Genomic DNA, 24,246 nt, shown 5'->3' with positions numbered 1-24,246 from the left:
GGCATTCCGCCGGTGTCTTGTCAGTCTTTGTGAATTTCAGCAGGTGGAGTGTAGACGGCATCGGGAACGACAACCAGCTTGCCGACGAACGCCTTCTCCATGAAAACTGATTGGGCGCGGTGGAAATCCGACAGACGATAGACCCCACCCACCAATGGCCGTATCTTGCCTTCCTCAATATAGCGCACGAGCCGTTGGAAATCCCCGCGCGTGCCTTGTGAGGATCCATGGAGCTGAAGCTGCTTCAGATACATGGTTCGCAGGTCAAGCTGCACGACCGGACCGGCGATGGCGCCAGCGGTGGTGTAGCGGCCCTCCGGACGCAGGATGCGCAACAGGTCATTGAACATCGGCCCACCGACCAGATCGGCCACCACGTCGATCGACTGGCCGCCGGCGGCTTCGGCAACCGCTTCCGGCAAATCGGCAACGCCACGCGTGACGACCTTTTCCGCACCGATATCGAGAATGGCCTTTTCCTTGCCTTTGCCGGCCACAGCATAGGGAATGGCGCCGCGGGCGCGGGCAAGCTGCACGATGCCTGAGCCGACTCCACCCGAAGCGCCCGTCACGAGCACGCGCTCACCTTCCTTCAACCCGGCGCGCTCCAGCATTTGCTCGCCGGTGAGATAGGCGCAGCAGAAGGTGGCCAGCTCGACATCGCTGAGAGCGGTGTCGACGACATGCGCGTTCTCCGCCGGCAGCGCCTGGTATTCGGCGTAACCGCCGTCGCGGCCATGGCCCATATAGTCGATGTCGGCGAGGGAATCGTCGTCGCGATTGTATATGGAGAAATCCACCATCACCCGCTCGCCGATGCGGTGCGAAGGAACGCCTTCGCCGACGGCGACGATATTTCCCACGGTATCGGCGCCCTGTATGCGCGGGAATGTCAGCGTGTTGCCCTGCCGGCGCCATGTGGAGACGGCCGCGGCATCATCCTCCGTGCCATAGGCGCCTTCCCGCACCCACACATCCGTGTTGTTCATGCCGCAGGCGGTGACTTTCACCAGCACCTCGCCGCGCGCGGGTTTCGGCACGGGAACATCGGTGCGGTAAACGAGCTTGTCGAGCTTGCCATGGCCGGTCAGCAGAACAGCCGCCATGGTTTCGGGAAGGAAAGATGTCGTCATTTCAGTCCTGCTCATTTGCCACAAGATGATTGCCCCTCATCCAGTTGGACAGGATGAGGGACGGTCACGACCGGCTCAGCCAAGCACGCTCTTCACTGCATCCGCCGTCTTCGCGACGACGGTGTCAGCTTCTTCTTTCGTCAGGCACAGCGGTGGGGCGAAGCCAAGAATATCGCCCTGCGGCATGGCCCGGCCGATGACGCCACGCTCCGCCAGCGCGGCCGCCACCTGCGGGCCGATCTTGTCGGCGGCGTCAAAGAAGGTGCGGTCGTCGCGATCCTTGACGAATTCGACCGCCGCCAGCAGACCTTCGCCGCGCACCTCGCCGACATTCCTGTGGCCGCCGACCGCCTGTTGCAGGGCGTTCCTGAACCATGGACCGACTTCGCCGGCATTCGTCACCAGATCGAGTTCGTCGATCAGTTCCAGATTGGCGACACCTGCCGCAGCACAGATCGGATGGGCGGAATATGTCCAGCCATGGCCGATCGGGCCAAGTTCATCGGAGCCCTTGACCAATCCCTCCCACATCTTTTCGCCGACGATCACGCCGGAAAGCGGCGCGTAGGCCGAGGTCAGCCCCTTGGCGATGGTAATGAGGTCGGGCCTCATGCCGTAGTGATCGGACCCGAACATAGAGCCAAGCCGCCCGAAGCCGGTCACCACCTCATCGGCGACAAGCAATATATCGTATTTGTCGAGCACGGCCTGGATCTTCGGCCAGTAGCCGGCGGGCGGGGGCACGACGCCGCCCGTGCCCAGCACAGGCTCGCCGATGAAGGCGGCGATGGTGTCCGGCCCTTCGGCGAGGATCATCTCCTCCAGCTTGTCGGCGCAATGTTGCGAGAACTGCTCTTCCGACAGCGAGCGATCCTCGCGGCGGAAGTAGTAAGGCGCTTCCGTGTGGAGGACCGGCGCGCGCGGCAGATCGAAGGCGTTGTGGAATGCGGCCAGCCCGGTCAGCGAGCCGGTCATGACCCCGGACCCGTGATAGCCGCGCCAGCGCGAGATGATCTTCTTCTTTTCCGGCCGGCCAAGCACATTGTTGTAGTACCAGATCAGCTTGATGTTGGTCTCATTGGCGTCCGAGCCCGACTGGCCGAAATAGACGCGGCTCATGCCTTGCGGCGCGCGATCGATGATCATCTTGGCGAGCCGGATGGAAGCATCAGTGCCGTGCCCGACATAGGCGTGATAATAGGCGAGGTTCCTAGCCTGTTCAGCGATGGCGTCGGCGATTTTCTGGCGGCCATAGCCGACATTGACGCAATAGAGGCCGGCAAAGGCGTCGATGCTCTTCCTGCCGTTGGTGTCCCAGATCGTCACGCCTTCGCCACCGGCCATGATGCGGGTCGGCGTCTCGCCGCGCGCATGCATGCCCATATGGGTGGAAGGGTGAAAGAAATGGTCGCGGTCCCATGCGGCCAGTTCGTTTGATTTGTCGAGCATGATGTTCTCCTTTGCAGATTTCGCCGCCGGCTCAGGTCAGATCCAGGCACACATATTTGAGGTCGGTGAAGGCCTCGATCCCGTGGCGGGAGCCCTCGCGGCCGAGCCCGGATTGCTTGACGCCGCCGAAAGGGATCGGCGCGCCGGTGATCTTGACGCGGTTGATGGCGACCATGCCATAGTCCAGCGCATTCGCCATGCGCCGCTGCCGCGCACCGTTTTCGGTCACCACATAGGCGACGAGACCATATTCGGTGGCGTTGGCGCGGGTGACAACTTCATCCTCCCTGTCGAAGGCGGTGACGGCGGCGACCGGGCCAAAAGTTTCCTCGCGCATGATGAGCGCATCGTCGGACACGTCGGCCAGCAGCGTCGGCTGAAAGAACAGCGGCCCGGATTCATGGCGTGATCCGCCGCAGACCAAACGCGCCCCGCGCGCCAGTGCGTCGGCGACCTGCTCTTCGACCTTGGCGATGGCGCGCTCATGCATCAGTGGGCCGATGTCGGCGTCGGGGCTGAGGCCACCGGCCACCTTCAGGGCCTGTATCCGGCGCGTGAAGGCGGTGCAAAACGCCTCGTAAAGCGGACGCTCGACATAGATGCGGTTGGCGGCGAGACAGTCCTGACCGGAAGTTGCGAATTTGGCGTCGAGCGCGATCTGTGCGGCACGCTCCGGGTCGGCGTCAGCGAAGACGATCAGCGGCGCATGGCCGCCCAGTTCCATGACCAGCCGCTTCATGGTGGGCGCGCAATGGCCGGCGATCCGCCGCCCGATTTCGGTGGACCCGGTGAAGCTCAGCGCCCGCACGCGGGTGTCTGTACACAGCATTTCGACAATGGGCGCGGCAGCACCCGTGACGATGTTGAACACGCCCGCCGGAAGACCGGCGCGCTCGCCGAGTTCAGCCAACGCCAGCGCCGACAAAGGTGTCTGCGAGGAAGGATGCGCCACCACGGTGCAGCCGGCGGCAAGGGCGGCGGCGGCCTTGCGCGTCAGCATGGCGGACGGAAAGTTCCACGGCGTCACCACGCCGACCACGCCGAGCGGCTCGCGTCGCACCGCCATTTCGGCGCCGGGCAGATGGCTGCTCACCCCCTCGACATTCAGCCGCTTGGCTTCCTCCGCATACCATTCGACGAAGGAGGCGGCATAGTCGATCTCGCCCCGCGATTCCTTCAGCGGCTTGCCTTGTTCGAGCGTCATCAGCAAGGCGAGGTCCTCCTTGGCCGCGACGATCAGTTCGTACCAAGCGCGCAACAGGCGCGAGCGCTCCTGCGGCAGCAGGGCGCGCCAGGCGGGAAACGCGTCTGACGCCGCCGAAATGGCGTCTGCGGTCTGGCCTTCGTCAAGCGCGGCCACAAAGGCGAGTGTCGCGCCGCTAAATGGATCGGTCACTTCGAAACTGCTGGCCGTCGCGCTGGCGGTCCAATGGCCGCCGACATAGGCGAGTTCGCGATAAAGTCGCCGGTCATTCAGGTGGTCGAGCGCTTCGTGGCGCTGCTGACGGGCAAAGTGCGCGGACATGGCGTGGCCTCCCTGTGATGGGGACAGTCTAGGCCTGATTGCGCGAGAGAAAGTCCGTTGCGGACGCCCAGGATAGAGAAAGTCTCTATTCGTCGCGGGAGACGTGGATCAATTCTCCGTTGCAGTCAGTCTGGCTGACCAGCCAACTCGGCCAGCGGCAGCACCGTGTCGTCCTTGACGGTCTTGGTGACGATGTAGGTGAAATAACGGTCGATGCCGATCTCACGTTCCAGGAGCGAATCGATCAGCCGCTGATAGGCGTCGATATCGCGCGTCATCACCTTTAGCAGATAGTCAACACCGCCCCCCACAGACCAGCAGGCGACGATTTCGGGCATGTCGCGCACCACGCGCTCGAATCGGTCGAAGTCGGCCTGCCGGTGGTTGGCGAGCGTCACTTCCACCAGAACGCTGGTGACGGGGGCGATCGCACGCACCGAGATGCGGGCATGGTAACCGGTGACGACGCCAGCCTTTTCAAGCTTCGCGAGCCGCATCCAGCATGGCGTCGGCGACAATCCCACCTGTTCGGCGAGCTTCAGCTTGGTGATGCGCCCGTCGCGCTGGATCGCGTCAAGGATTTTCAGGTCTGTCGCGTCGAGCTTCGTGGCGGCCATGGCGTTCCGGTTTCGTGCTGCGGTCGCACCATGCAGGCGAATGATTTCGATTGTCAATTGAACTGATTTCGATCTCTAATGAAGTCATGACACAATGGCGACCCGACCCGGCCCTGATCCGCCGCCCTGCCTATCTTTCGCTGGCCGACCAATTCGCCCGCGCCATCCATGACGGCCGGCTCGAAAATGGCGAACGCCTGCCCACCCACAGGGCGCTGGCGGATGAGTTGGGACTGTCGGTGCAAACGGTGAGCCGGGCCTATGAGGAGCTGATACGGCGCGGGCTCATCGTCGGCGAGATCGGCCGTGGCAGCTTCGTGCAGACCCAGCGCCGCGAACCCGATCCGCCCTATCTGCCGGAACGGCCCGGCGAGGTCATCGACCTGTCGATTCTCAAGCCCGTGTGCGAACTGATGCATCTGGAGCAGCTGAAGCAGGGCCTGGCGTGGCTCGCCGGGGAACTGCCGGCCAGTTCGGCGCTGTCGTTCCGCCCCAACATGGTGTTCCCCCGCCACCGCGCCGTGGCGGTGGAATGGCTGCGCGCCTGCGGACTGGAGATCTCGCCGCAGAACATAACCCTGACCAATGGCGCGACCGGGGGCATGACCGTGGCGCTGATGAGCGTCGCACCGCCCGGCTCCACCGTGGCCACGGAAGCCGTCGGCCACCACACCCTGGTGCCTCTGGCGCGTTATTGCGGGTTCAACCTCGAGGGGTTGCCGCTCGACGAAGAGGGCATCATACCCGAAGCGCTCGACGCCGCCTGCCGCCAGAGCGATATCCGCGCTGTGTTCGTGCAGCCCTCGGTCATCAACCCTACCGCATCGCTGATGGGCTCGGTGCGGCGCTCCCGGCTGGCCGAAGTGGCGCGACTGCACGACATAGCCATCATCGAGAACGATGTGCTCGGCCCGCTGGTCGAGGATCGCGCCCCGCCCGTCGCCCATTTCGCACCGGAGCGCACGCTCTACGTCACTTCGTTCAGCAAGATTACCGTGCCCGGCCTGCGCATCGGCTATCTGGCCGTGCCGGACCGCTATGTCACGGCTGCAGCCAACCGGCATCTGGTGACGAACTGGATGGCCACGCCCATGGTGGCCGAGATCGCCAGCAAATGGGTGAGCGACGGCACCGCCATGGAACTGGTGCGCTGGCAGCGCCAGGCCGTGCGCAGCCGCCTCGACATTGCCAGCGAGGTGCTGGACGGGGTCGCCTTCCGTGCCCATCGCGACGGCCTGCATATCTGGCTGCCGCTGCCGGATGGCCGCGCCGAGGAAGATTTCGTCGCGCAGGCGCGCCTGCAAAGCGTAGCCATTGCGCCGGGCGCCTCCTTCCGCATCGCGGAGGAAGCGCGGCAGCCAGCGGTGCGCATTTCGCTCGGCTCGACCACCGAAAGCGAGTTGCGCACCGGACTCGGCGTGGTCAACCGGCTGCTGCTGGCCGACCCCGAACATCTGCTGCTGGCGATCTAGGCCGGCATCACCTGGGCGATGCGACCGGCCGTCCATGGCAGGATTTCAACGAAACGACAAATATTGTCATGGTACTATTTTGGTAATTGACATGATTTGAAGTCGTCCTCATCGTAAAGGCCAGAACGTCCTCTTGAGCGGGGAGAGACATTGGCCGAACCCATCGTCAAGATCGATTCGATCTCCAAGAGCTTCGGCGCCTTCAAGGTGCTTGACGGGCTTTCCATGCAGGTCATGCCCGGTGAAAAACTTGCACTGATCGGCCCGTCGGGGTCCGGCAAGACGACTATCCTGCGCATCCTCATGACGCTGGAGCGTATCGACAGCGGCCACATCGAGGTCGGGGGAGAGCAACTTTACCACATGCAGCGCGGGGGCGCGCTGGTGACGGCCGACGAGCGGCATCTGGCAAAGATGCGCCAGAAGATCGGCATGGTGTTCCAGCTCTTCAACCTGTTTCCGCACAAATGCGTGCTCGACAACGTCACCCTGGCGCCGATGCTGACCAAAGGCGTGCCAAAAGCGCAGGCGCAGAAGCGCGCCATGGAACTGCTCGACATGGTCGGCATGGCCGACAAGGCCAAGGCCATGCCCGCGCAGCTTTCCGGCGGCCAGAAGCAGCGCGTGGCGATCGCCCGGGCGCTGGCGCTGTCTCCGAAGATCATGCTGTTCGATGAGGTCACCTCCGCGCTTGATCCGGAACTGGTCGAGGAAGTGCTGAACGTCATGCGCCGGCTGGCCGACGAGACCGACATGACCATGCTTCTGGTGACGCATGAGATGGGGTTCGCCCATGACTTCGCCGACCGCGTGCTGTTCTTCGACCGTGGCCGCATCGTGGAGGAAGGAAAGCCGGAAGAAATCTTCCGCAATCCGAAGCAGGAGCGCACGCAAAGCTTCCTGAAGAAGATCATCGCGGCCGGACATCGGGTCTGACCGCGTGGCGCGACTTGCCGCGCTGAATGGAGCAGAAACCGCAAGACACAAAAACAGAAGAGGAACCGGGAACAATGAAGAAAATGGGAATTCTTGCAGGCGCCGCCGGGCTGGCCTTCGCTGCCGTTCTGGCCGCTTCGACCGCGGCAAATGCCGATGACGCAAAACTGGAGCAGCTGAAGGCGCAGGGTTTCGCCCGCCTCGCCATCGCCAACGAGCCGCCCTATACGGCGGTGGCCGCCGACGGCAAAGTGTCCGGCGCCGCCCCCGATGTGGCGCGCGAGGTGTTCAAGCGTCTCGGCGTGGAGGACGTCGCCGCCTCGATCTCCGAATATGGAGCCATGATCCCCGGCCTGCAGGCCGGGCGTTTCGATGTCGTCACGGCCGGTCTGTTCATGAAGCCGGAACGCTGCGCGGCCGTCGCCTATTCGGAGCCGGTGCTGTGCGATGCCGAGGCGATGTTGGTGAAGAAGGGCAACCCCAAGGGCTTCAAGAGCTATGAGGACATCGCCAACGACCCAACAGCGAAGATCGGCGCGCCGGGCGGCGGCACCGAGGAGAAGCTGGCGCTCAACGCCGGCGTGCCGCGCGACCGCGTGATCGTGGTGCCGGACGGCCAGAGCGGCCTCAAGATGGTGCAGGACGGCCGCATCGACGCCTATTCGCTGCCGGTGCTGTCGATCAACGATCTGGTCCAGAAGGCCAACGATCCGAACCTCGAGGTCATCGCACCTGTCGAGGGCGCGCCGGTCTATTGCGACGGCGCCGCCTTCAACAAGAAGGACACAGCATTGCGCGACGCCTTCGACGTCGAACTGGCGAAAATGAAGGAATCCGGAGAGTTCGCCAAGATCATCGAGCCCTATGGCTTCTCAGCCGCCGCGGCGATCTCGACGACCCGCGAGAAGCAGTGCGCCGCCCAGTAAACTTCGTCCTCTCATGCGACGGTTGCGTGATCATCCTCTCCCAATCTGGGAGAGGAACTGAAAACCGGAGCCGGCTATCTTCTCTTCTGCCGGGAGAGAGGATTCCCGGGCGGGACGCGGGCCGGGTGAGAGGAAATTCGCAAACCGAACTCGACAGGGCTCCATGATCGACTGGTCCGGATATGTCGGCCTGATGCTGCAAGGCGCGCTCGTCACCATCGAGCTGACGCTGATGGGCTCGGTGCTGGCGCTTTTCATGGCTTTCCTGGCGGGGCTCGGCCGTCTGTCGCGCTTTTTCGCCGTCAGGGCTCTGGCCACCGCCTATATCGAATTCTTTCGCGGCACCTCGATCTTCGTGCAACTTTTCTGGGCCTATTTCGTGCTGCCGCTGCTCGGCATCGAACTGACGCCCTTGCAGGCCGGCGTGCTGGCGCTCGGCCTCAATGTCGGCGCCTATGGGGCGGAGGTGGTGCGCGGGGCTGTGCGATCCATCGGCAAGGAGCAGTATGAGGCCTGCGTGGCGCTCAATCTCGGCCGCTGGCAGGGCATGCGCCATGTCATTCTGCCGCAGGCCTTCCTCCTCATGCTGCCGACGTTCGGCAACAACGCCATCGAACTGTTGAAGGCGACTTCGATCGTGTCATTGATCTCGCTGGCCGACCTCACCTTTCAGGCGCAGGTGGTGCGCGCCCAGACCGGCAATACGCTGGTGCCGTTCACCGCCATCCTGATCGGCTACTTCGCACTGGCGATGATCCTCTCATGGGGCGTGCGCAGCCTTGAGCGGCGACTGTCGCGCGGCATCGACGGGGTGCGTGTGTAATGGAATGGGATTGGAACTTCGTCCGGGAGATCATGCCCACCCTTATCGAGGGGGTGAAGATCACCATTCTGGCCACCATCCTTGGCTCGGCGCTGGCCGCGGCGGTCGGGCTGGTCATCGCCCTCCTGCGCCGGTCTTCCAACCGGCTGGTGGCGCGGCCGGTGGCTTTCGTTGCGGAATTCATCCGTGGCACGCCGCTTCTGGTGCAGCTCTACTTCATCTTCTACATCCTGCCCGATTTCGGCATCCTTTTGCCGCCATTGCTGGCCGGCGTCATCGGGCTGGGCCTGCACTACGGCACCTATACGGCGGAGGTGTACCGGGCGGGCATCGACAACGTGCCGCGCGGGCAATGGGAGGCGGCGAAGGCCTGCAATCTTGGTGCGCGCCAGACATGGATGCACATCATCCTGCCGCAGGCCATTCCACCGATGATTCCGGCGCTGGCCAACTACTTCATCGCCATGTTCAAGGAAACGCCGCTCCTGTCAGCCATCACCGTCCTGGAACTGATGAACCAGGCCAAGAGCGTCGCCAACACTTATTACCGCTACCTCGAGCCAATGACGCTGGTCGGCGCCTTCTTCCTCGTCATCAGCCTGTTTTCGGTGGTGCTGCTGCGCTGGCTGGAACGGCGTTACGGACGCGTGGAGAACTAGACCATGAACGCTTCGGCCGATATCCGCCTGCATGGCGGCCGCCCGCCGCTTGATCCGCGCCCAATGGAAAAGCGCGTCGGCCTCGTCATCCTCGCCACAGACCACACCACGGAGCCCGATTTCCGTCGAATGGTGGCGAGCGATCGTGTCGGCGTCTATGTGGCGCGCATCGCCTACGCCAACCCGACCACGCCGGAAAACCTGCGCCGCATGCAGCCAGCGCTGACCGCAGGCGCGTCACTGATCCTGCCGGGCGAGCCGCTCGACGCCATCTGCTATTCCTGCACCTCGGCCTCTGTGGTGATCGGCGACGACGAGATCAAGACGGCGATCCACGCCGCCAGGCCGGGCGCGCCGGTGGTGACGCCGACCATGGCGGCGATGCGCGGCCTGAAGGCGCTCGACGCCCGACGCATCAGCGTGCTCACCCCCTATGTGGCCGAGACCGGCCGGCCGATGGCCGACTACTTCCGCCGGCACGGGTTCGATCTGGCAAGCTTCACCTGTCTCGGGCTGGATGACGACCGCGAGATGGCGCGCATCCGGCCCTCGGCTCTGGTCGATCTGGCGCAAGAGGCCACGGCCGCCGATGCGGAGGCGCTGTTCATTTCTTGCACGGCGCTGCGTTCCGCCGGCGTCGCAGCGGAAATCGAGGCGGCGATCGGCCGTCCCGTGGTGACCTCCAATCAGGCGACGGCGTGGAATTGCCTGCGCCTGTGCGGCGATACTGAGCCACGTCCGAAATGGGGGCGGCTGATGACCTTGCCGCTTGCCTGCGATTGATCGCCATGCAGACAGTCCCTCTCCGTGACATTGAAGTTGCACGCCAGCACATCGCCGGCCGTATCGAGCCAACGCCGACGGTTCTTTCTGCAACGCTGAGCGAGCGGTTCGGCGTCCCGGTGCATCTCAAGCTGGAAGAGCGCCAGAGCACCGGCAGCTTCAAGCTGCGCGGCGCGTCCAATGCGATCGCCTCATTGAGCAGTCAGGAGAAGGCGCGTGGCGTGGTGGCCGCCTCCACCGGCAATCACGGCCGGGCGCTGGCCCATGCGGCGCGGCTGGAAGGCGTGCGCGCCGTGATCTGCATGTCGAAACTGGTGCCGGCCAACAAGGTCGACGAAATCCGCCGCCTCGGCGCGGAAATCCGCATCGTCGGCAACAGCCAGGACGACGCGCAGGTCGAGGTGGACCGGCTGGTCGTGCAGGAGGGGCTGGCGATGGTGCCGCCCTTCGACGATCCCGCCATCATCGCGGGGCAAGGCACGCTCGGGCTGGAGATCGTGGAAGCCGTGCCGGATGTGGCCACGGTGCTGGTGCCGCTATCCGGCGGCGGGCTGGCGGCGGGCGTTGCCGCCGCGGTCAAGGGCCTGAAGCCGTCGGCAAAAATCATCGGCATTTCCATGGAGCGCGGGGCCGCGATGAAGGCGAGCCTCGATGCCGGCCGGCCGGTGCAGGTCGAGGAGATGCCGACGCTGGCGGATTCGCTCGGCGGCGGCATCGGTCTCGACAACCGGCTGACCTTCGCCATGTGCCGCGACCTTCTGGACGATGTGGTGCTGCTTTCCGAGGGCGAGATCGCCGCCGGCATCGTCCATGCCTATGAGCAGGAACGCGAGATCGTGGAGGGTGCCGGGGCGGTCGGCATCGCCGCGCTTCTGGCCGGCAAGGCGAAGCCATCCGGGCCGACCGTCCTCATCCTGTCCGGCCGCAATATCGACATGAGCCAGCACAGAAACATCGTGTGCGGGACGACGCAAACGGAGCGGGCGGCATGAGATCGATGACCATTCTCACCGAAGCCGAACTGCGGCGCATCGTGAAGCTGGATCTGGACGCGGTGGCCTGTGTCGAGAACGCCTTCCGCGCGCTGGCCACGCAGAAGGTGGCGATGCCGCCCATCCTGCGGCTCGACATTCCCGAGCAGCGCGGCGAAGTGGACGTCAAGACCGCCTACGTGCCGGGCATTGACGGCTTCGCTATCAAGATCAGCCCCGGTTTCTTCGACAATCCGAAGCTTGGGCTGCCGAGCACCAACGGGCTGATGGTGCTGCTTTCGGCCACTACCGGGCTGACTGAGGCGCTGCTGCTCGACAATGGCTATCTCACCGATATCCGCACGGCGGCCGCCGGCGCCGTGGCGGCCAGATATCTGGCGCGCGAGGATGCGGCGGTCGCCGCCATTTTCGGCGCGGGGATGCAGGCTAAGATGCAGTTGGAGGCGCTGAAGCTGGTGCGACCGATCAGGCAGGCGCGCATCTGGGCTCGCGATCCGGCAAGCGCCGAGCGCACGGCCGGCGAATTGCGTGAACGGCTGGGCATCGAGGTACGCGCCGAGCCGGACGCGGCCAAAGCGGCCGCCGACGCCGACGTGATCGTGACCGCCACGCCCGCATCCGAACCGCTCATCCATGCCGGCTTCATCACCGCCGGCCAGCATATAACCGCCATGGGCTCGGACGCCGAACACAAGAACGAGATCGCGCCGGCGATCATCCGCATGGCCGATCTGTATGTCGCCGACAGCGCCGCGCAGACGCGCCGGCTGGGTGAGTTGCATCATGCGATTGCTGCCGGACTGGTCGCCGCCGATACCGGGGTGACGGAACTCGGCCAGATTATCGCCGGCCTCCGGCGCGGCCGCCGCTCCGCCGCCGACATCACGCTGGCCGATCTTACCGGAACCGGCGTGCAGGACACCGCAATCGCCACGCTCGCCCGCGACCGCGCCAAGGCAGCCGGGGCGGGAACCATTCTGGAAAGCTGATGCCGGCCGCGAGGCTTAACGAAGGACGTCAACAATGCAGCCAAACCTGAAATTCAGCCGGGAGGAATATGCCGGGCGTCTGGAAAAGACGCGCCGGGCGATGGAGGCGAAAGGCGTCGATCTCCTGATCTGCTCCGATCCCTCCAACATGGCCTGGCTGACCGGATATGACGGCTGGTCGTTCTATGTGCATCAGGCCGTCATCGTGCCGCCGGAGGGCGAGCCGATCTGGTTCGGGCGCGGGCAGGACGCCAACGGGGCAAGGCGCACGGCCTATCTGAAGCCGGATAACATCATCGGCTATCCCGACCACTACGTGCAGTCCACCGAGCGCCATCCGATGGACTATCTGGCCGGCATTCTCTCGGACAAGGGCTGGGGCGCGAAGCGCATCGGCGTCGAGATGGACAATTACTGGTTCTCCGCCAAAGCCTTCGCCTCCCTGCAGCAGCACCTGCCCAACGCCCGCTTCAGCGACGCCACCGCGCTGGTGAACTGGCAGCGGGCGGTGAAAAGCCCGGCCGAGATCGGCTATATGAAGAAGGCCGCGCGCATTGTGGAGGCCATGCATCAGCGCATCTTCGACAAGGTCGAGGTGGGCATGCGCAAATGCGATCTGGTGGCCGAGATCTATGACGCCGGCACGCGCGGCGTCGACGGCCCCGATGGCCGGTTCGGGGGCGATTACCCGGCCATTGTGCCGCTACTGCCTTCCGGCGCCGATGCGTCCGCGCCGCATCTCACCTGGGACGACAGGCCGATGAAGGCGGGCGAAGGCACCTTCTTTGAAATCGCCGGCTGTTATAACCGCTACCACTGCCCGCTTTCCCGAACGGTATTCCTTGGCAAACCAACGCAAGCTTTCCTCGATGCCGAGAAGGCGACGCTGGAGGGTATGGAGGCCGGGCTGGCGGCTGCGAAGCCCGGCAATGCCTGCGAGGATATCGCCAACGCCTTCTTCGCCGTCCTGAAGAGATACGGCATCGTCAAGGACAACCGTACCGGCTATTCGATCGGGCTCTCCTATCCGCCGGACTGGGGCGAACGCACCATGAGCCTGCGTCCCGGAGACCGCACCGAACTGAAACCCGGCATGACCTTCCATTTCATGACCGGCCTGTGGCTTCAGGACATGGGGCTGGAAATCACCGAGTCCCTCCTGATCATCGATACCGGCGTCGAATGTCTCGCCAATGTTCCCCGCAAGCTGGTGGTGAAGGACTAGGACATGCTGAAGCCTTCCCCCATTTCCCCAACCGTCGATTTCGACCGCGACGGGGTGCAGCACGGTTTCCTGCGCCTGCCCTACAGCCGCGACGATTCCGCCTGGGGCTCGGTGATGATCCCGATCTGCGTGGTCAGGAACGGCGAGGGCCCGACGGCGCTGCTGACCGGGGCCAATCATGGCGACGAATATGAGGGACCGCTGGCGCTTTACGAACTGGCGCGCACGCTCAAGCCCGACCAAGTTTCTGGAACGGTCATCATCGTGCCGGCCATGAACCATCCGGCCTTCCGCGCCGGCACGCGCACCTCGCCCATCGACAAGGGCAACATGAACCGTTCGTTCCCCGGCAGGCCGGATGGTACGGCGACGGAAAAGATCGCCGACTATTTCCAGCGCGAACTGCTGCCGCGCGCCGACCTCGTCTTCGATTTCCATTCCGGCGGGCGCACGCTGGATTTCCTGCCCTATTGCGCGGCCCACATACTGCCGGACAAGGCGCAGGAGGCGAAGGCCTTCGCGGCGGTGGAAGCTTTCGCGGCGCCGTACTCGATGAAGATGCTCGAGATCGATACCGTGGGGATGTACGACACGGCCGCCGAAGAAATGGGCAAGGTCTTCGTCACCACGGAGCTTGGGGGCGGCGGTACGGCCCGTGCCGAAACGGTGCGCATTGCAAGACGCGGCATCGCCAATGTGCTGCGCCATGCCGGCATGCTGGAAGGAGCGGTCGAGAAGGCCGAGACCCGCTGGCTCGATATGCCGTCCGACGATTGCTTCACCTTCGCCGAGGATGACGGCCTGTTCGAGACCATGGTGGACCTTGGCGAGGACGTGCGTGAGGGCATGGTCATCGCGCGCATCCATTCCATAGGGCGCACCGGGGTCGCCCCGCAGGAGATCCGGGCGAAAATGTCCGGGCTCCTTGTGGCGCGGCACTTTCCCGGTCTGGTAAAGGCAGGCGACTGCATGTGCGTGCTGGCGCAATAATCCAGACCGCACCGCCGAACGCCTGGCCCTCCAGATGCGTTACGCCATCGTTCCGGCGGCATGCCTGAGGCTGTCGGCGAGCAATCCGGCCCAGTCCTCCACAGCCTGTCTGCCGCCGGTCAGATCGTTGCGGATCTCGAACTCGACACAAGGATACCCGCGTTTCTCACCGTGGACGGGAATGGCGTAGTCGGTGTCGTCGCCCACCGCATAGGGCTGGTTCACGCCCACCTCGTAATCGGTGTTGGCTTCAAGATAGCGGACGATCTGCGGCGATAGCACGGTATCGCGGTTGAACAGCACGCCGATCTGCCATGGGCGGGAAACGCCTTTGTAGACCGGCGTGAAGGAGTGCACAGTAGCCAGGATCGTCCTGCGCCCTGCCGCATCGCGGGCGTCTAGCGCCTGCGTCACCGCGTCGTGGAACGGCTGGAATATCTCCGCAACCCGCGCCTCGATTTCCTCGGGCGGCAGGTTCGCATTGCCCGGAATGACGGTGGTTTCACTGATATCGGGAATGAAGGACGCCACGTCGGGCTGGCGATTGCAATCGCAGACCAGACGCGAATAGCGTTGCATATAGAGCGGCGCGTCCAGCAGCCTGGCGAGTTCCATGGCGATGTCGCGGGCCCCGATATCCCACGCGATATGTCGTGAACGGTCCGCCTCGTCGAGCCCCAGCGTACCAAGCCTGGCGGGAACGAGCCGGCCGGCATGTTCGCAGATCAGGAAGAAGTCCGATCCGCCTTGCGGGTTGAAAACCTCCAGCGGATGCGGCTCGTCCACGGCCAGAAGCCGATGCGGCAAGACGGCGGGAGGCTGTGGCGACATGGATGCCCTCCGATGTACGAAATTGTACAAAATCGCTATTCCCCTTCTACTTGTATCTTTTGGTTGACGCAAACGCCTATTCACGAATACGCTTGCTCCAGCAGCAAACGGGGAACGATAGCGAGCGTGTCAGCGCCGGAAGTCATCACTGCGGACAACCTGACCCGCCGCTTCGGCGGACTGGTGGCGGTCGAGGGCTATTCGCTGGCGTTACGCGCCGGCGAACTTGTCGGCCTGATCGGGCCTAATGGCGCGGGCAAGACAACGGCGTTCAATCTGTTGACCGGGGTCATCCGACCGACATCCGGGCGTATCCGGATCGCCGGCGAGGACCTTACCGGGCGCGCGCCCAATGCGCTGGCGCGCCGCGGCATCGCCCGCACTTTCCAGAACATCCGCCTGTTCAGCGACCTTTCCGTCCTGGAAAACATCATGTGCGGTGCGCATATGCGCTATGGCGCTTCCATCTTCCCCACCCTGTTCCAATTGCCGGCCTTCCGCCGCGCCGAGCGCGTGATTGAACAACGGGCGATGGAAATATCGGAACTGACCGGGCTTACCCATCTGATGGGACGACGCGCCGGCGATCTTTCCTATGGCGACCAGCGTCGGGTCGAGATCGCGCGTGCGCTCGCCAGTGAGCCAACCGCCTTGCTGCTTGACGAGCCGGCAGCCGGCCTCAACCCGTCGGAGACGGAAACGCTGGTCGACCTGATACGCGGGATCAACCGGCAACTCGGCGCCGCCGTGATGGTCGTCGAGCACGACATGCGTCTGGTCATGGGGTTGTGCCAGCGCGTTCAGGTGCTCAATCGCGGCCGGCTGGTGGCGGACGGCACACCAGCCGAGGTGCAGAACAATCCCGGCGTTATCGAAGCCTATCTCGGCACAAGGCGAAATGGCGGCGCAAATGCTTGAGGTGCGCGACCTGCATGTGTTTCGCGGCGCGACCCACGTGCTCAAGGGCATATCGCTCGACGTGCGCGAGGGCGAGATGGCGGCGCTGATCGGCGCCAACGGGGCTGGCAAATCGACCACATTGCAGACGCTTTCCGGGCTGTTGCGGCCACGTTCGGGAACCGCCGTCTTCCAGGGCGCCTCGGGGCCTGTCGATCTCACCCGTAAGCCTCCCGAGCGGATCGTCGGCGAAGGGCTGGTGCAGTCGCCGGAGGGGCGGCAGATTTTCCAGTCGCTCAGCGTGGCGGAGAACCTTGCCATGGGCGCTTATCTGCGGACCGACCGCGACGAGGTGCGCCAGACGCTGGAGCGTGTCCACGACCTGTTTCCGATCCTGAAAGAGCGCGCGAAAGCGGCTGGCGGCACCTTGTCGGGAGGCGAACAGATGATGCTCGCCATCGGCCGTGCGCTCCTGGCGCAGCCGCGACTCCTGCTGCTCGATGAACCTTCGCTCGGACTGGCACCGCAGATGATCGAGCGCATCTTCGACGTGATCGCGACCCTGAAGCAGCAGGGCACGACGATCCTGCTGGTCGAGCAGAACGCCGCCATGGCGCTCGACATCGCCGACCGGGCCTATGTGCTTGAAAACGGCGTCATCACCTTGTCGGGAACGGGGCCGGAACTTGCCGGCAACGACCGCGTGCGGCGGGCCTATCTGGGGATGGCGCAATGAGCCAGTATGTCTTCCAGCAGATCATCAACGGGCTGGCGCTGGGCAGCCTTTACGCGCTGGTGGCCATCGGTTTCTCGATGATCTACGGCATCGTGCGGCTGATCAATTTCGCCCATGGCGATCTGGTGATGATCGGCGCTTTCACCACGCTTGCCCTCGTCGGCTACGGGGTGCCATGGCCCCTGATCCTGATGTTCGTGCTGCTGGTCGGCGCGCTGGCCGGGATGACCATCGAGGCGACGGTGTTCCGCCCGATGCGCGGAGCGCAGCAGGTGACGGGCTTCATCGCCACGCTGGCGGTCTCGATCGTCATCCAGAACACCGGACTGATGCTCTTGTCCGGCCAGCCGCGCAACTTCCTGTTTCCCACCTTCATGCGTCAGCGCGTCCAGATCGGCGCGGTCAGCGCCTCGCTCACCGATCTCACCATCATCGGCCTCACCGTGATGCTGATCGCGCTGCTGCTCGTGATCGTCTACCGGACGCGGTTGGGCGCTGCGATGCGCGCCACCGCCGACAATCTGACGGCGGCGCGGCTGATGGGCATCGCCGTCAACCGCACGATCCTGACCGCCTTCGCGATCGGCTCGGCGCTGGCCGCCGCGGCGGGCCTGCTGTGGGGTGGCAAGTTCGGGCAGATCGATCCGCTGCTCGGCTTCGCGCCGGGGCTCAAGGCCTTCATCGCCTGCGTGATCGGCGGTGTGGGCTCGATCGGCGGAGCCATGCTGGGCGGCTATCTTCTGGGGCTGGCCGAAGTGCTGTTCGTCGGCTTGCTGCCACCTCAGTTTGCCGGCTATCGCGACGTGTTCGTGTTCACGCTGCTGATCGTCATCCTGCTTCTCAAGCCATCGGGACTGTTCGTGCGCCATGTCGAAGAAAGAGCCTGACATGGCGGCAGCCCGCAGCGTCACCGGTCCGGTCGCCGGCATCGCCGTCCTGTGCGCCTGCGCCGTGCTCGTCTATGGCGCACAGGCCAGGCTCAGCCCCTATCTGGTGACGCTGCTCGCCATCATGCTCATCAACGTGTCGCTGGCGGTTTCGCTCAACATAAGCAATGGGCTGGCCGGCCTGTTCTCCCTCGGTCACCCGGCCTTCATGACCATCGGCGCTTACGTCTCGGCGGTGCTGACCTTCCCGCCCGGGCGCAAGGACTTCATGCTGCCGGACCTGCCGTCATTCCTGATGTCGACCCAGCTTCCGCTGCTGCCGGCGCTGGCGGTGGCCGGCATCCTCGGGGCGGTCATCGCCTTCCTCGTCGGCCTGCCGGTGCTGCGGCTGAAAGGCCATTATCTGGCCGTGGCGACGCTGGGCCTGATCGTCATCGTGCAGGGGCTGGCCACCAACTGGAGCGGCCTGACAAGGGGTGGCTCGGGCCTCAATGGCATTCCGAGGCTCACCGGCGTCTGGTGGTGCTTCGGCTTCGCCGCTCTGGTCGTCTACACGGCGCTGCGCCTGAAATTCTCCTCATTGGGCCGGGCGATGATGGCCACGCGCGAAAACGCGCTGGCGGCTGAAAGCTCCGGCGTCAGCACCTATCGCATCCGCATGCTGGCCTTCGTGCTCGGCGCCTTCTTCGCCGCCATCGCCGGCGGTCTCATGGTGCACCTGATCACCGTGGTGACGCCAAAATCCTACTCCGTGGTGCTGGCTTTCAACCTTGTCGCCATGGTGGTGATTGGTGGAACCGGCAGCATCACCGGCTCCATCGCAGCCGCCGTCGCGGTCACCGGCCTGTCGGAAGCCGTGCGCCCGCTGGAGGAAAAGCTCGGCCTCTACGGGCTCAGCCAAGTGATCGTGGCGCTTGGCCTGATCCTCGTTCTGTTCTTCCGCCCGAACGGCTTGCTGGGCTCCGGCGAGCCGCGTTTCGTGCGTCGCATCTTCGGAGGTTCCCTGCCATGAGCGCACCGCGCCCGCGCGACATCTACGCCTCGCGCGTTCAGCCTATTGTGGCCGAGCGCACCGGCCTGCTGATCATCGACGCCCAGAACTGGGTGATGGACGAACCCAACCGCCAGCCCCGGCCGACTTTCTACCGGCAGGCGCGCGAAACCGTCATCCCCAATCTGCAAAGGCTGGCGGCGGCCTGCCGCCGGCACGGTGTCGAGGTGATCTATACGGTGATGGAGAACTTCACCGGGGACGGCCGTGACCGCAGCCTCGATTACAAGTTGTCGAACTTCTTCATCGCCAGGGGTTCGCACGACGCAAGGGTGATCGACGAACTGGCCCCGGTCGGCGACGAGATGATCATCCCCAAAACCTCTTCCAGCCTCTTCAACTCGACCAATTTCGAATATCTGGTGCGCAATATCGGTCTCGACACAATCATCGTCACCGGCTTCCTCACCGACCAGTGCGTCGACCACACCATCCGCGACGGCGCGGATCGTGGCTTCCACATGATCTGCGTCAGCGACGGCTGCGCCACCGACACGCAAGAGCGCCACGTCGCGGCGCTCAACGCCTTCAAGGGTTACTGCCGGACCGAAACCACCGACAGTCTCTTCGGCCAGATCGGTTCCTGACCGGTCCCGGCGTTCAGTAAGCCGCGCGGTAACGGGCGCATTGCTCCTCATCGGAAAGGTTGCGCATCAGCTCCGCCTCGAAGCGCTTGTGGGCAAGGTAGGCCCTCTTGAGATCAGCCCCAATCATCGCGTCCATATCGGCGTCCGCCTCGAACAGATCGAGCGCCGCATCCAGCGATTGCGGCAGGCGGGTGATGCCCAATCGTTCGAGTTCCGGGGCGGGCAGGCTTTGCGGCGCGCCTTCGCATACCTGGGCCATCGGCAGGCCGCGATCCAGCCCGTGGAGCCCGGCGGAAAGGATGGCGCCCAGCACCAGATATGGGCTTGCGGCGGCATCCGCGGCGCGGAATTCGAAATGGTATTGGCGCGATATGTCCGCGCCAGCGTCAGCGAAGACCGGGCAGATGCGGACACCGGCCTCGCGGTCGCGATAGCCGAGATTGTTGTATGCCGCGCTCCAGCGATTGGGGGTCAGTCTCAGATAGGAGATGGTCGAGGCGGCGGTCAGCGCGGTGATCGAGGGCATCTTTGCGAGTATGCCGAAAATGAACGCCCCGGCTGTGGCGGACAATCCGTCCTTGTGGCCGCGATCGTGGTTCACGGGTCGGCCGGTCGCCGCCTCGAACAGGCTGAAATGGACATGCACGCCGTTGCCCACGGCATCAGGCCGCAGGATCGGGGTGAAGCTGACCCCCCGGCCGAGCCGGGTGGCCACGGCGCGGGCAGTCTCGCGCACTGCGACCGCCTGATCCGCCGCCGTCACGCCGACCGCAGGCCCTACCGTGACCTCGTACTGCATCGGGCCGAACTCGGGCATGAAGGTGTCGAGTTCCAAACCTGCCTGCTGCAACGCGCCGAGGTAAGTTTCGGCGAACCGGTCCTGCCGGCGGAAGGCGTCGAGCGCGTAGCTGGCGTTGGGCCGCTCGTCGACGCCGTCATAGACGAACTCGTGCTCGAAGGCCGCGCGCACGCGCAAACCGTGACGCTCCTCCAGAGCGGCCACCACGCGCTTGAGGAAAGATCGCGGACATACCGGCCATGGTGTGCCGTCGAGCAGACAGATATCGCCCATGATGAAATTCTCGGCGGCATGATCCGGGCCGAAATCCACCCGGACATGCGTATTTGGATCGGGAACCAGAACCGTGTCGCCGAACGGCCCCCACGGGCTGGGCGCGATCGGGCCGTGCGCCGTGATCATGCTGTTGGTCGGCGTCCAGCCTATCCCCTTGCGCAGCCGCGTCTCGTAGTCGCGCGCGGGAAACCCTTTCCCCCGCACCTGGCCGGCGAGATCGCTGGTGCACAGCATGACGATTTCTTCGCGTTTCATTCAGTCTGCTCCAGTCGACTCATCGCTCTTCTGCGGCGAGCGGTTGAACTCCGATTCACGAGGCGAAAAGGGCTTGCGCAGCGCCTCCAGCATTTCCATGCGTTTGCGTCCGGCGTCGCCGCGCCTCAGGGCCACCGCCCCCACCAGCGCCTCCGCCAGCGCCAGACCGATGGTCAGCACGTCGAAGATCGACGGCGACGAGACCGGAAAGCGCAGCACGTGACGGGCCGACCGCACGGCGGGCGACTGCCAGTTGTCGGTCAGCAGCACCACGGTCGCCCCGCGTCGTGCGGCCGCTGCGGTGAACTCGATCACATCCTGCTGGTAGCGGCGCACATCTATGGCGACGAGCACGCTCGACTTGCCCATGTCGAGCAGGTTTTGCGGCCAGGTCTGCGTCTGGCCGTCGATGACCGTCACACGGCCGCGCAAGGCTGTCAGAAGGTCGGCAAAATAGCGTACGAGATTGAACGAGTAACGCCCACCGACCAGATGGATGTCGCGTCGCTCATTGGCCAGCAGCGCCGTCACCTCATCGAACTCCGCCAGTGTGTTGCTCTGGCGCAGCGTCTTGAGATGTTCCTCCATGGTGAGCACGAAGCGATCGAGAAAGCCGCCCTGCTCGCTTTCCGGCGGCCCCGGCTGCGTTTCGAAGCGTAGCAGCGGCGATTGCAAGGTCTGCTCGATATGCTGGTGGAGCGCCGCCTGGAAATCGGCATAGACAGAAAACCCCAGGCGCTTGACCAGGCGCAGCACCGTCGCTGTCGAGACTCCGCTTTCGTGAGCGAACTCGGCTACGGTGCGCAGGCCCGCCATGGGATAGTTGTCCATCAGGTAGCGGGCCGCACGGGCCTCGCGTGCGCCGAGCGAGGGCAGTTCATCGCGCAGGCGTTTCACCAGATCCGCAGTGTCGGAATATGTCATGCATCCTCACCCTTATTTGTATCAAACCAGACAAATCGCCAGAGAGAAAGAAAAATGTACGATTCGATTGACTCTTCCCGATACCTCTGTTGATCTAGACAAAAGACACAGGCCCTGCATTCCGGTTTGCGGGTTCAATGAAAACAGCAAAGGGGAAGACGGCAATGAAAAGGTTTCTCATCGCGTCCGTCGCGCTGGCGGCAATGGTGGGCGGTGCGCTCGCCCAGGAGACGATCAAGATCGGCGCACTCTACAACGTCACGGGCGGCATGTCCTCGCTGGACGGGCCGTCTCTATATGGCGCGCAGCTTGCCGCCAAGCAGATCAACGCCGATGGCGGGCTTCTCGGCAAGCAGGTGGAGCTGATCGCGCCCGATGGCAAGACCGACCAGCAGGAAACAGCCAAGGCCGCGCAACGCGTGCTGTCGGAAGGCGTGGTGGCGGGCATCGGTCAGTCCGACACCACCTTCGTAATGGCGGGAGCGCCGTTGTTCCAGGAAAAGGGTGTGCCTTTCGTGACGTCCGGCGCCACGCACCCCAAGCTTCCCGAATGGGTAGGCGATTACATGTTCATGGCGCCCTTCGGCGATGATGACCAGTCCTATGCCATTGCCGACTATGCTTATGACAAGCTTGGCGCACGCAAGGTGGTGGTGTGGACCGACAACTCCATGGATTTCACCAAGGCCCTCAGCGCCTTCTTCACCGAACGCTTTACCGAAAAGGGCGGTGAAGTGGTGGGCACAGATTCCTTCATGATGGGCGACACCGATTTTTCGGCGCAGATCGCACGATTGGCCTCGATCGATCCGAAACCCGACGCGGTCTTCGTTTCCGCCATTCCCTCCGAAGCGGGCATATCGGTCAAGCAGATCCGCGAGCAGGGCATCACCATGCCGATTGTCTCCGGCGACGGCTTCGACACCGAGCTTGTGACGACAGTGCCCGGACCCGAGCTTGCAAACGACGTGTATTTCTCGACCCACACCTATCGCGCCGACGACCGGCCGGAGGTCAGTAAGTTCATCGAAGATTATAAGGCCGAATATGGTCGTGATCCCGAAAACGCCTTCGCTCCGCTCGGCTATGACGCGCTGATGCTGGTGGCCGACGCCATCAAGCGCGCCAATTCCGCCGAGCCCGCCGATATCCAGAAGGCGCTCAAGGAAACCCGCGGCTTCAAGGGTGTTACCGGCGAGATCAGCTACACCCGCGCCTCGATGGTGCCGCCAAAGCCGGTTTCAGTCATCAGCGTCAAGCAGGGCAACTACAAGGTCGAGGAAATCTGGAAACCTGAACAGCAGTAGCGGCTGGCTTCGCGCAAGACATGTCGAAATCCGGCGGGGCCTGAATGGCCCCGCTTGCATTGCAGGAAAGGGTAAAGGGATGCATCAGGGCAGCACGCTGGCCTCTTATAGCGGGCGCAATCGCAAGCTGGACGGCCGGCGCACCGTGGTGCTGATCGTGGATGCGCAGAACGCCGAGATTTCCCAAGAGGTGCAGGCGCATCATCCCGAATTCTACGAGCAGGTCCGCACGCGTGCGCTGCCCAATATGCGCAGGCTCATCGAGGGCGCGCGCCGCCATGGCGCGGAGATCGTCTACACGGTGATCGAGTCGCTGACCCGCGACGGACGCGATCGCTCGCTGGATCACAAGCTTTCCAACATCCACATTCCGCGCGGCTCACCGCTGGCCAGGGTGATCGACGAGGTGGCTCCGGCTGAGGACGATATCGTCCTGCCCAAGACCTCGTCCGGCGTTTTCAATTCGACCAATATCGACTATGTGCTGCGCAATCTCGGCGCTGATAATGTCGTGGTGGCCGGCTTCCTCACCGATCAGTGCGTGGACATGGCCATTCGCGATGGCGCCGACCGGGGCTACTACATGGTCTGCGCCGCCGACGCCTGCGCCTCATATTCGCAGGAGCGGCATGAGGGCGCCCTGCGCGCCTTCGCCGGCTATTGCCGCCTGCAACGGGTTGACGAAGTTCTGGCCGATTTCGAAAGCCGGAATTAATTGCAATATCACCCCCATAATTCTCAGAAAATTAATTTATTGCGAGCCGATCGAGCATGACGCTCGACGTGGCAACCAGATTCGGGGATTGCTGAAGACGTTCGGTCTTATGATTTCGCGCGGTATGGGTGGCAAGTTTGAGGTGCATGTTCGCTCCCTCCAAGGCTCAGAACCTGTTTGGCGCTAAACTCACGGGTTTGAATGCCCCCTGCCTGCCGCGTCAGAAAATCGAGTGAGATCGGCAGCTTTCTGCATCGTTTTCCCGTTGCATGGAAAACAGCGTTGCCAATCGCCGCCGCTACGCCGGGCAGGCCTATTTCACCAAGGCCCCTGGCTCCTATGGCGCTCATGCGCGTGTCAGGCTTGTCTGGCCTGACCCCATGGGGTGGTCCGGTTTCAGTCTTAATGCATGATGGGCTTTTGGGCCATTGTCTGGGCAGATGATGGCGCTGACCCGCGTGG

24 protein-coding genes are annotated in these 24,246 nt (G+C 64.0%); 17 read left to right on the top strand and 7 right to left on the bottom strand.

What is annotated here, in order from left to right; all coding sequences use genetic code 11:
- Positions 1–20: 20 nt before the first annotated feature.
- The 4 genes from ABID44_RS17480 to ABID44_RS17465 form a co-directional block, all read right to left on the bottom strand.
- The gene (locus ABID44_RS17480; RefSeq protein WP_354152969.1) at positions 21–1,133 is read right to left on the bottom strand and encodes an alcohol dehydrogenase family protein; all 1,113 of its coding nucleotides are present in this window, start codon (positions 1,131–1,133) and stop codon (positions 21–23) included.
- A 75-nt stretch (positions 1,134–1,208) separates the two neighbouring features.
- Positions 1,209–2,582 carry an aspartate aminotransferase family protein gene (locus ABID44_RS17475; protein ID WP_354152968.1) on the bottom strand — a complete coding sequence of 458 codons (1,374 nt, stop codon included), beginning with the start codon at positions 2,580–2,582 and terminating at the stop codon, positions 1,209–1,211.
- Between the two features lie 31 nt (positions 2,583–2,613).
- Positions 2,614–4,107, bottom strand: a complete 1,494-nt coding sequence (locus tag ABID44_RS17470; protein ID WP_354152967.1) for an NAD-dependent succinate-semialdehyde dehydrogenase — start codon at positions 4,105–4,107, stop codon at positions 2,614–2,616.
- A gap of 125 nt (positions 4,108–4,232) precedes the next feature.
- Positions 4,233–4,724 carry an Lrp/AsnC family transcriptional regulator gene (locus tag ABID44_RS17465; RefSeq protein ID WP_354152966.1) on the bottom strand — a complete coding sequence of 164 codons (492 nt, stop codon included), beginning with the start codon at positions 4,722–4,724 and terminating at the stop codon, positions 4,233–4,235.
- Between the two features lie 86 nt (positions 4,725–4,810).
- Here ABID44_RS17465 and ehuR point away from each other — a divergent pair, with 86 nt between their 5' ends.
- From ehuR to doeB, 10 genes are all read left to right on the top strand, one after another.
- Positions 4,811–6,196: a MocR-like ectoine utilization transcription factor EhuR gene (ehuR, locus tag ABID44_RS17460; RefSeq protein WP_354153003.1), complete on the top strand. Its 1,386-nt coding sequence runs from the start codon at positions 4,811–4,813 to the stop codon at positions 6,194–6,196.
- Between the two features lie 150 nt (positions 6,197–6,346).
- The gene (gene ehuA / locus ABID44_RS17455; protein WP_354152965.1) at positions 6,347–7,132 is read left to right on the top strand and encodes an ectoine/hydroxyectoine ABC transporter ATP-binding protein EhuA; all 786 of its coding nucleotides are present in this window, start codon (positions 6,347–6,349) and stop codon (positions 7,130–7,132) included.
- Between the two features lie 74 nt (positions 7,133–7,206).
- Positions 7,207–8,058, top strand: a complete 852-nt coding sequence (gene ehuB, locus ABID44_RS17450; RefSeq protein WP_354152964.1) for an ectoine/hydroxyectoine ABC transporter substrate-binding protein EhuB — start codon at positions 7,207–7,209, stop codon at positions 8,056–8,058.
- Positions 8,059–8,221: 163 nt separating this feature from the next.
- Positions 8,222–8,881: an ectoine/hydroxyectoine ABC transporter permease subunit EhuC gene (gene ehuC, locus ABID44_RS17445; protein ID WP_354152963.1), complete on the top strand. Its 660-nt coding sequence runs from the start codon at positions 8,222–8,224 to the stop codon at positions 8,879–8,881.
- Complete coding sequence (gene ehuD / locus ABID44_RS17440) at positions 8,881–9,540, top strand: ectoine/hydroxyectoine ABC transporter permease subunit EhuD (protein WP_354152962.1); 660 nt, start codon at positions 8,881–8,883, stop codon at positions 9,538–9,540. Before ehuC ends, ehuD begins: the two co-directional genes overlap by 1 nt.
- Positions 9,541–9,543: 3 nt before the next feature.
- Complete coding sequence (gene eutA / locus ABID44_RS17435) at positions 9,544–10,323, top strand: ectoine utilization protein EutA (RefSeq protein WP_354152961.1); 780 nt, start codon at positions 9,544–9,546, stop codon at positions 10,321–10,323.
- A 5-nt stretch (positions 10,324–10,328) separates the two neighbouring features.
- A complete protein-coding gene (gene eutB / locus ABID44_RS17430; RefSeq protein ID WP_354152960.1) occupies positions 10,329–11,315 on the top strand; it encodes a hydroxyectoine utilization dehydratase EutB in 987 nt (328 codons plus the stop codon).
- Positions 11,312–12,304, top strand: coding sequence for an ectoine utilization protein EutC (gene eutC / locus ABID44_RS17425; RefSeq protein WP_354152959.1), 993 nt, complete (start codon positions 11,312–11,314; stop codon positions 12,302–12,304). Before eutB ends, eutC begins: the two co-directional genes overlap by 4 nt.
- A gap of 34 nt (positions 12,305–12,338) precedes the next feature.
- Positions 12,339–13,529: an ectoine hydrolase DoeA gene (gene doeA / locus ABID44_RS17420; protein WP_354152958.1), complete on the top strand. Its 1,191-nt coding sequence runs from the start codon at positions 12,339–12,341 to the stop codon at positions 13,527–13,529.
- A 3-nt stretch (positions 13,530–13,532) separates the two neighbouring features.
- Entirely contained in the window at positions 13,533–14,519 is a 987-nt protein-coding gene (gene doeB, locus ABID44_RS17415) for a N(2)-acetyl-L-2,4-diaminobutanoate deacetylase DoeB (protein ID WP_354152957.1), read from the top strand.
- 39 nt (positions 14,520–14,558) lie between these two features.
- Here doeB and ABID44_RS17410 read toward each other — a convergent pair whose 3' ends face one another.
- Entirely contained in the window at positions 14,559–15,350 is a 792-nt protein-coding gene (locus ABID44_RS17410; protein WP_354152956.1) for an N-formylglutamate amidohydrolase, read from the bottom strand.
- Positions 15,351–15,476: 126 nt separating this feature from the next.
- On the opposite strand from ABID44_RS17410, the gene ABID44_RS17405 reads away from it, so the two are divergent.
- From ABID44_RS17405 to ABID44_RS17385, 5 genes are read left to right on the top strand one after another with little or no spacing between them, the layout of a single operon-like run.
- The gene (locus ABID44_RS17405) at positions 15,477–16,268 is read left to right on the top strand and encodes an ABC transporter ATP-binding protein (RefSeq protein WP_354152955.1); all 792 of its coding nucleotides are present in this window, start codon (positions 15,477–15,479) and stop codon (positions 16,266–16,268) included.
- The gene (locus ABID44_RS17400) at positions 16,261–16,983 is read left to right on the top strand and encodes an ABC transporter ATP-binding protein (RefSeq protein WP_354152954.1); all 723 of its coding nucleotides are present in this window, start codon (positions 16,261–16,263) and stop codon (positions 16,981–16,983) included. Before ABID44_RS17405 ends, ABID44_RS17400 begins: the two co-directional genes overlap by 8 nt.
- Positions 16,980–17,870 carry a branched-chain amino acid ABC transporter permease gene (locus tag ABID44_RS17395; protein WP_354152953.1) on the top strand — a complete coding sequence of 297 codons (891 nt, stop codon included), beginning with the start codon at positions 16,980–16,982 and terminating at the stop codon, positions 17,868–17,870. Before ABID44_RS17400 ends, ABID44_RS17395 begins: the two co-directional genes overlap by 4 nt.
- Position 17,871: 1 nt before the next feature.
- Positions 17,872–18,882: a branched-chain amino acid ABC transporter permease gene (locus tag ABID44_RS17390; protein WP_354152952.1), complete on the top strand. Its 1,011-nt coding sequence runs from the start codon at positions 17,872–17,874 to the stop codon at positions 18,880–18,882.
- Complete coding sequence (locus ABID44_RS17385; RefSeq protein WP_354152951.1) at positions 18,879–19,508, top strand: cysteine hydrolase family protein; 630 nt, start codon at positions 18,879–18,881, stop codon at positions 19,506–19,508. Before ABID44_RS17390 ends, ABID44_RS17385 begins: the two co-directional genes overlap by 4 nt.
- Positions 19,509–19,521: 13 nt before the next feature.
- Here ABID44_RS17385 and ABID44_RS17380 read toward each other — a convergent pair whose 3' ends face one another.
- Positions 19,522–20,838: a type I glutamate--ammonia ligase gene (locus ABID44_RS17380; protein ID WP_354152950.1), complete on the bottom strand. Its 1,317-nt coding sequence runs from the start codon at positions 20,836–20,838 to the stop codon at positions 19,522–19,524.
- On the bottom strand, positions 20,839–21,762 hold the full coding sequence (locus ABID44_RS17375; RefSeq protein WP_354152949.1) for a MurR/RpiR family transcriptional regulator: 924 nt from the start codon (positions 21,760–21,762) through the stop codon (positions 20,839–20,841).
- 164 nt (positions 21,763–21,926) lie between these two features.
- On the opposite strand from ABID44_RS17375, the gene ABID44_RS17370 reads away from it, so the two are divergent.
- Both ABID44_RS17370 and ABID44_RS17365 read left to right on the top strand, forming a co-directional pair.
- Positions 21,927–23,069 (top strand): ABC transporter substrate-binding protein, encoded by a 1,143-nt coding sequence (locus tag ABID44_RS17370; RefSeq protein ID WP_354152948.1) that lies wholly within the window; start codon positions 21,927–21,929, stop codon positions 23,067–23,069.
- Positions 23,070–23,148: 79 nt separating this feature from the next.
- Positions 23,149–23,784: a cysteine hydrolase family protein gene (locus ABID44_RS17365; protein WP_354152947.1), complete on the top strand. Its 636-nt coding sequence runs from the start codon at positions 23,149–23,151 to the stop codon at positions 23,782–23,784.
- The last annotated feature ends 462 nt before the right edge of the window (positions 23,785–24,246 follow it).

Source organism: Aquamicrobium ahrensii (assembly GCF_040545755.1).
GTDB lineage: Bacteria > Pseudomonadota > Alphaproteobacteria > Rhizobiales > Rhizobiaceae > Mesorhizobium > Mesorhizobium ahrensii.
Note: the sequence above shows the minus strand (reverse complement) of the source record. Positions and strands in the feature narration are given on the sequence as shown.

Bases quoted from the DNA above. Each gene is read 5' to 3' on its own strand.
- ABID44_RS17375 (WP_354152949.1), bottom strand. From the start codon at position 21,762: ATGACATATTCCGACACTGCGGATCTGGTGAAACGCCTGCGCGATGAA.
- ehuC (WP_354152963.1), top strand. From the start codon at position 8,222: ATGATCGACTGGTCCGGATATGTCGGCCTGATGCTGCAAGGCGCGCTC.
- ABID44_RS17480 (WP_354152969.1), bottom strand. From the start codon at position 1,133: ATGACGACATCTTTCCTTCCCGAAACCATGGCGGCTGTTCTGCTGACC.
- ABID44_RS17410 (WP_354152956.1), bottom strand. From the start codon at position 15,350: ATGTCGCCACAGCCTCCCGCCGTCTTGCCGCATCGGCTTCTGGCCGTG.
- ABID44_RS17395 (WP_354152953.1), top strand. From the start codon at position 16,980: ATGAGCCAGTATGTCTTCCAGCAGATCATCAACGGGCTGGCGCTGGGC.
- doeB (WP_354152957.1), top strand. From the start codon at position 13,533: ATGCTGAAGCCTTCCCCCATTTCCCCAACCGTCGATTTCGACCGCGAC.
- ABID44_RS17475 (WP_354152968.1), bottom strand. From the start codon at position 2,582: ATGCTCGACAAATCAAACGAACTGGCCGCATGGGACCGCGACCATTTC.
- ehuR (WP_354153003.1), top strand. From the start codon at position 4,811: ATGACACAATGGCGACCCGACCCGGCCCTGATCCGCCGCCCTGCCTAT.
- ABID44_RS17390 (WP_354152952.1), top strand. From the start codon at position 17,872: ATGGCGGCAGCCCGCAGCGTCACCGGTCCGGTCGCCGGCATCGCCGTC.
- ehuD (WP_354152962.1), top strand. From the start codon at position 8,881: ATGGAATGGGATTGGAACTTCGTCCGGGAGATCATGCCCACCCTTATC.
- ABID44_RS17400 (WP_354152954.1), top strand. From the start codon at position 16,261: ATGCTTGAGGTGCGCGACCTGCATGTGTTTCGCGGCGCGACCCACGTG.
- ehuB (WP_354152964.1), top strand. From the start codon at position 7,207: ATGAAGAAAATGGGAATTCTTGCAGGCGCCGCCGGGCTGGCCTTCGCT.
- eutA (WP_354152961.1), top strand. From the start codon at position 9,544: ATGAACGCTTCGGCCGATATCCGCCTGCATGGCGGCCGCCCGCCGCTT.
- ABID44_RS17465 (WP_354152966.1), bottom strand. From the start codon at position 4,724: ATGGCCGCCACGAAGCTCGACGCGACAGACCTGAAAATCCTTGACGCG.
- ABID44_RS17470 (WP_354152967.1), bottom strand. From the start codon at position 4,107: ATGTCCGCGCACTTTGCCCGTCAGCAGCGCCACGAAGCGCTCGACCAC.
- eutB (WP_354152960.1), top strand. From the start codon at position 10,329: ATGCAGACAGTCCCTCTCCGTGACATTGAAGTTGCACGCCAGCACATC.
- ABID44_RS17380 (WP_354152950.1), bottom strand. From the start codon at position 20,838: ATGAAACGCGAAGAAATCGTCATGCTGTGCACCAGCGATCTCGCCGGC.
- doeA (WP_354152958.1), top strand. From the start codon at position 12,339: ATGCAGCCAAACCTGAAATTCAGCCGGGAGGAATATGCCGGGCGTCTG.
- ABID44_RS17385 (WP_354152951.1), top strand. From the start codon at position 18,879: ATGAGCGCACCGCGCCCGCGCGACATCTACGCCTCGCGCGTTCAGCCT.
- eutC (WP_354152959.1), top strand. From the start codon at position 11,312: ATGAGATCGATGACCATTCTCACCGAAGCCGAACTGCGGCGCATCGTG.
- ABID44_RS17365 (WP_354152947.1), top strand. From the start codon at position 23,149: ATGCATCAGGGCAGCACGCTGGCCTCTTATAGCGGGCGCAATCGCAAG.
- ABID44_RS17370 (WP_354152948.1), top strand. From the start codon at position 21,927: ATGAAAAGGTTTCTCATCGCGTCCGTCGCGCTGGCGGCAATGGTGGGC.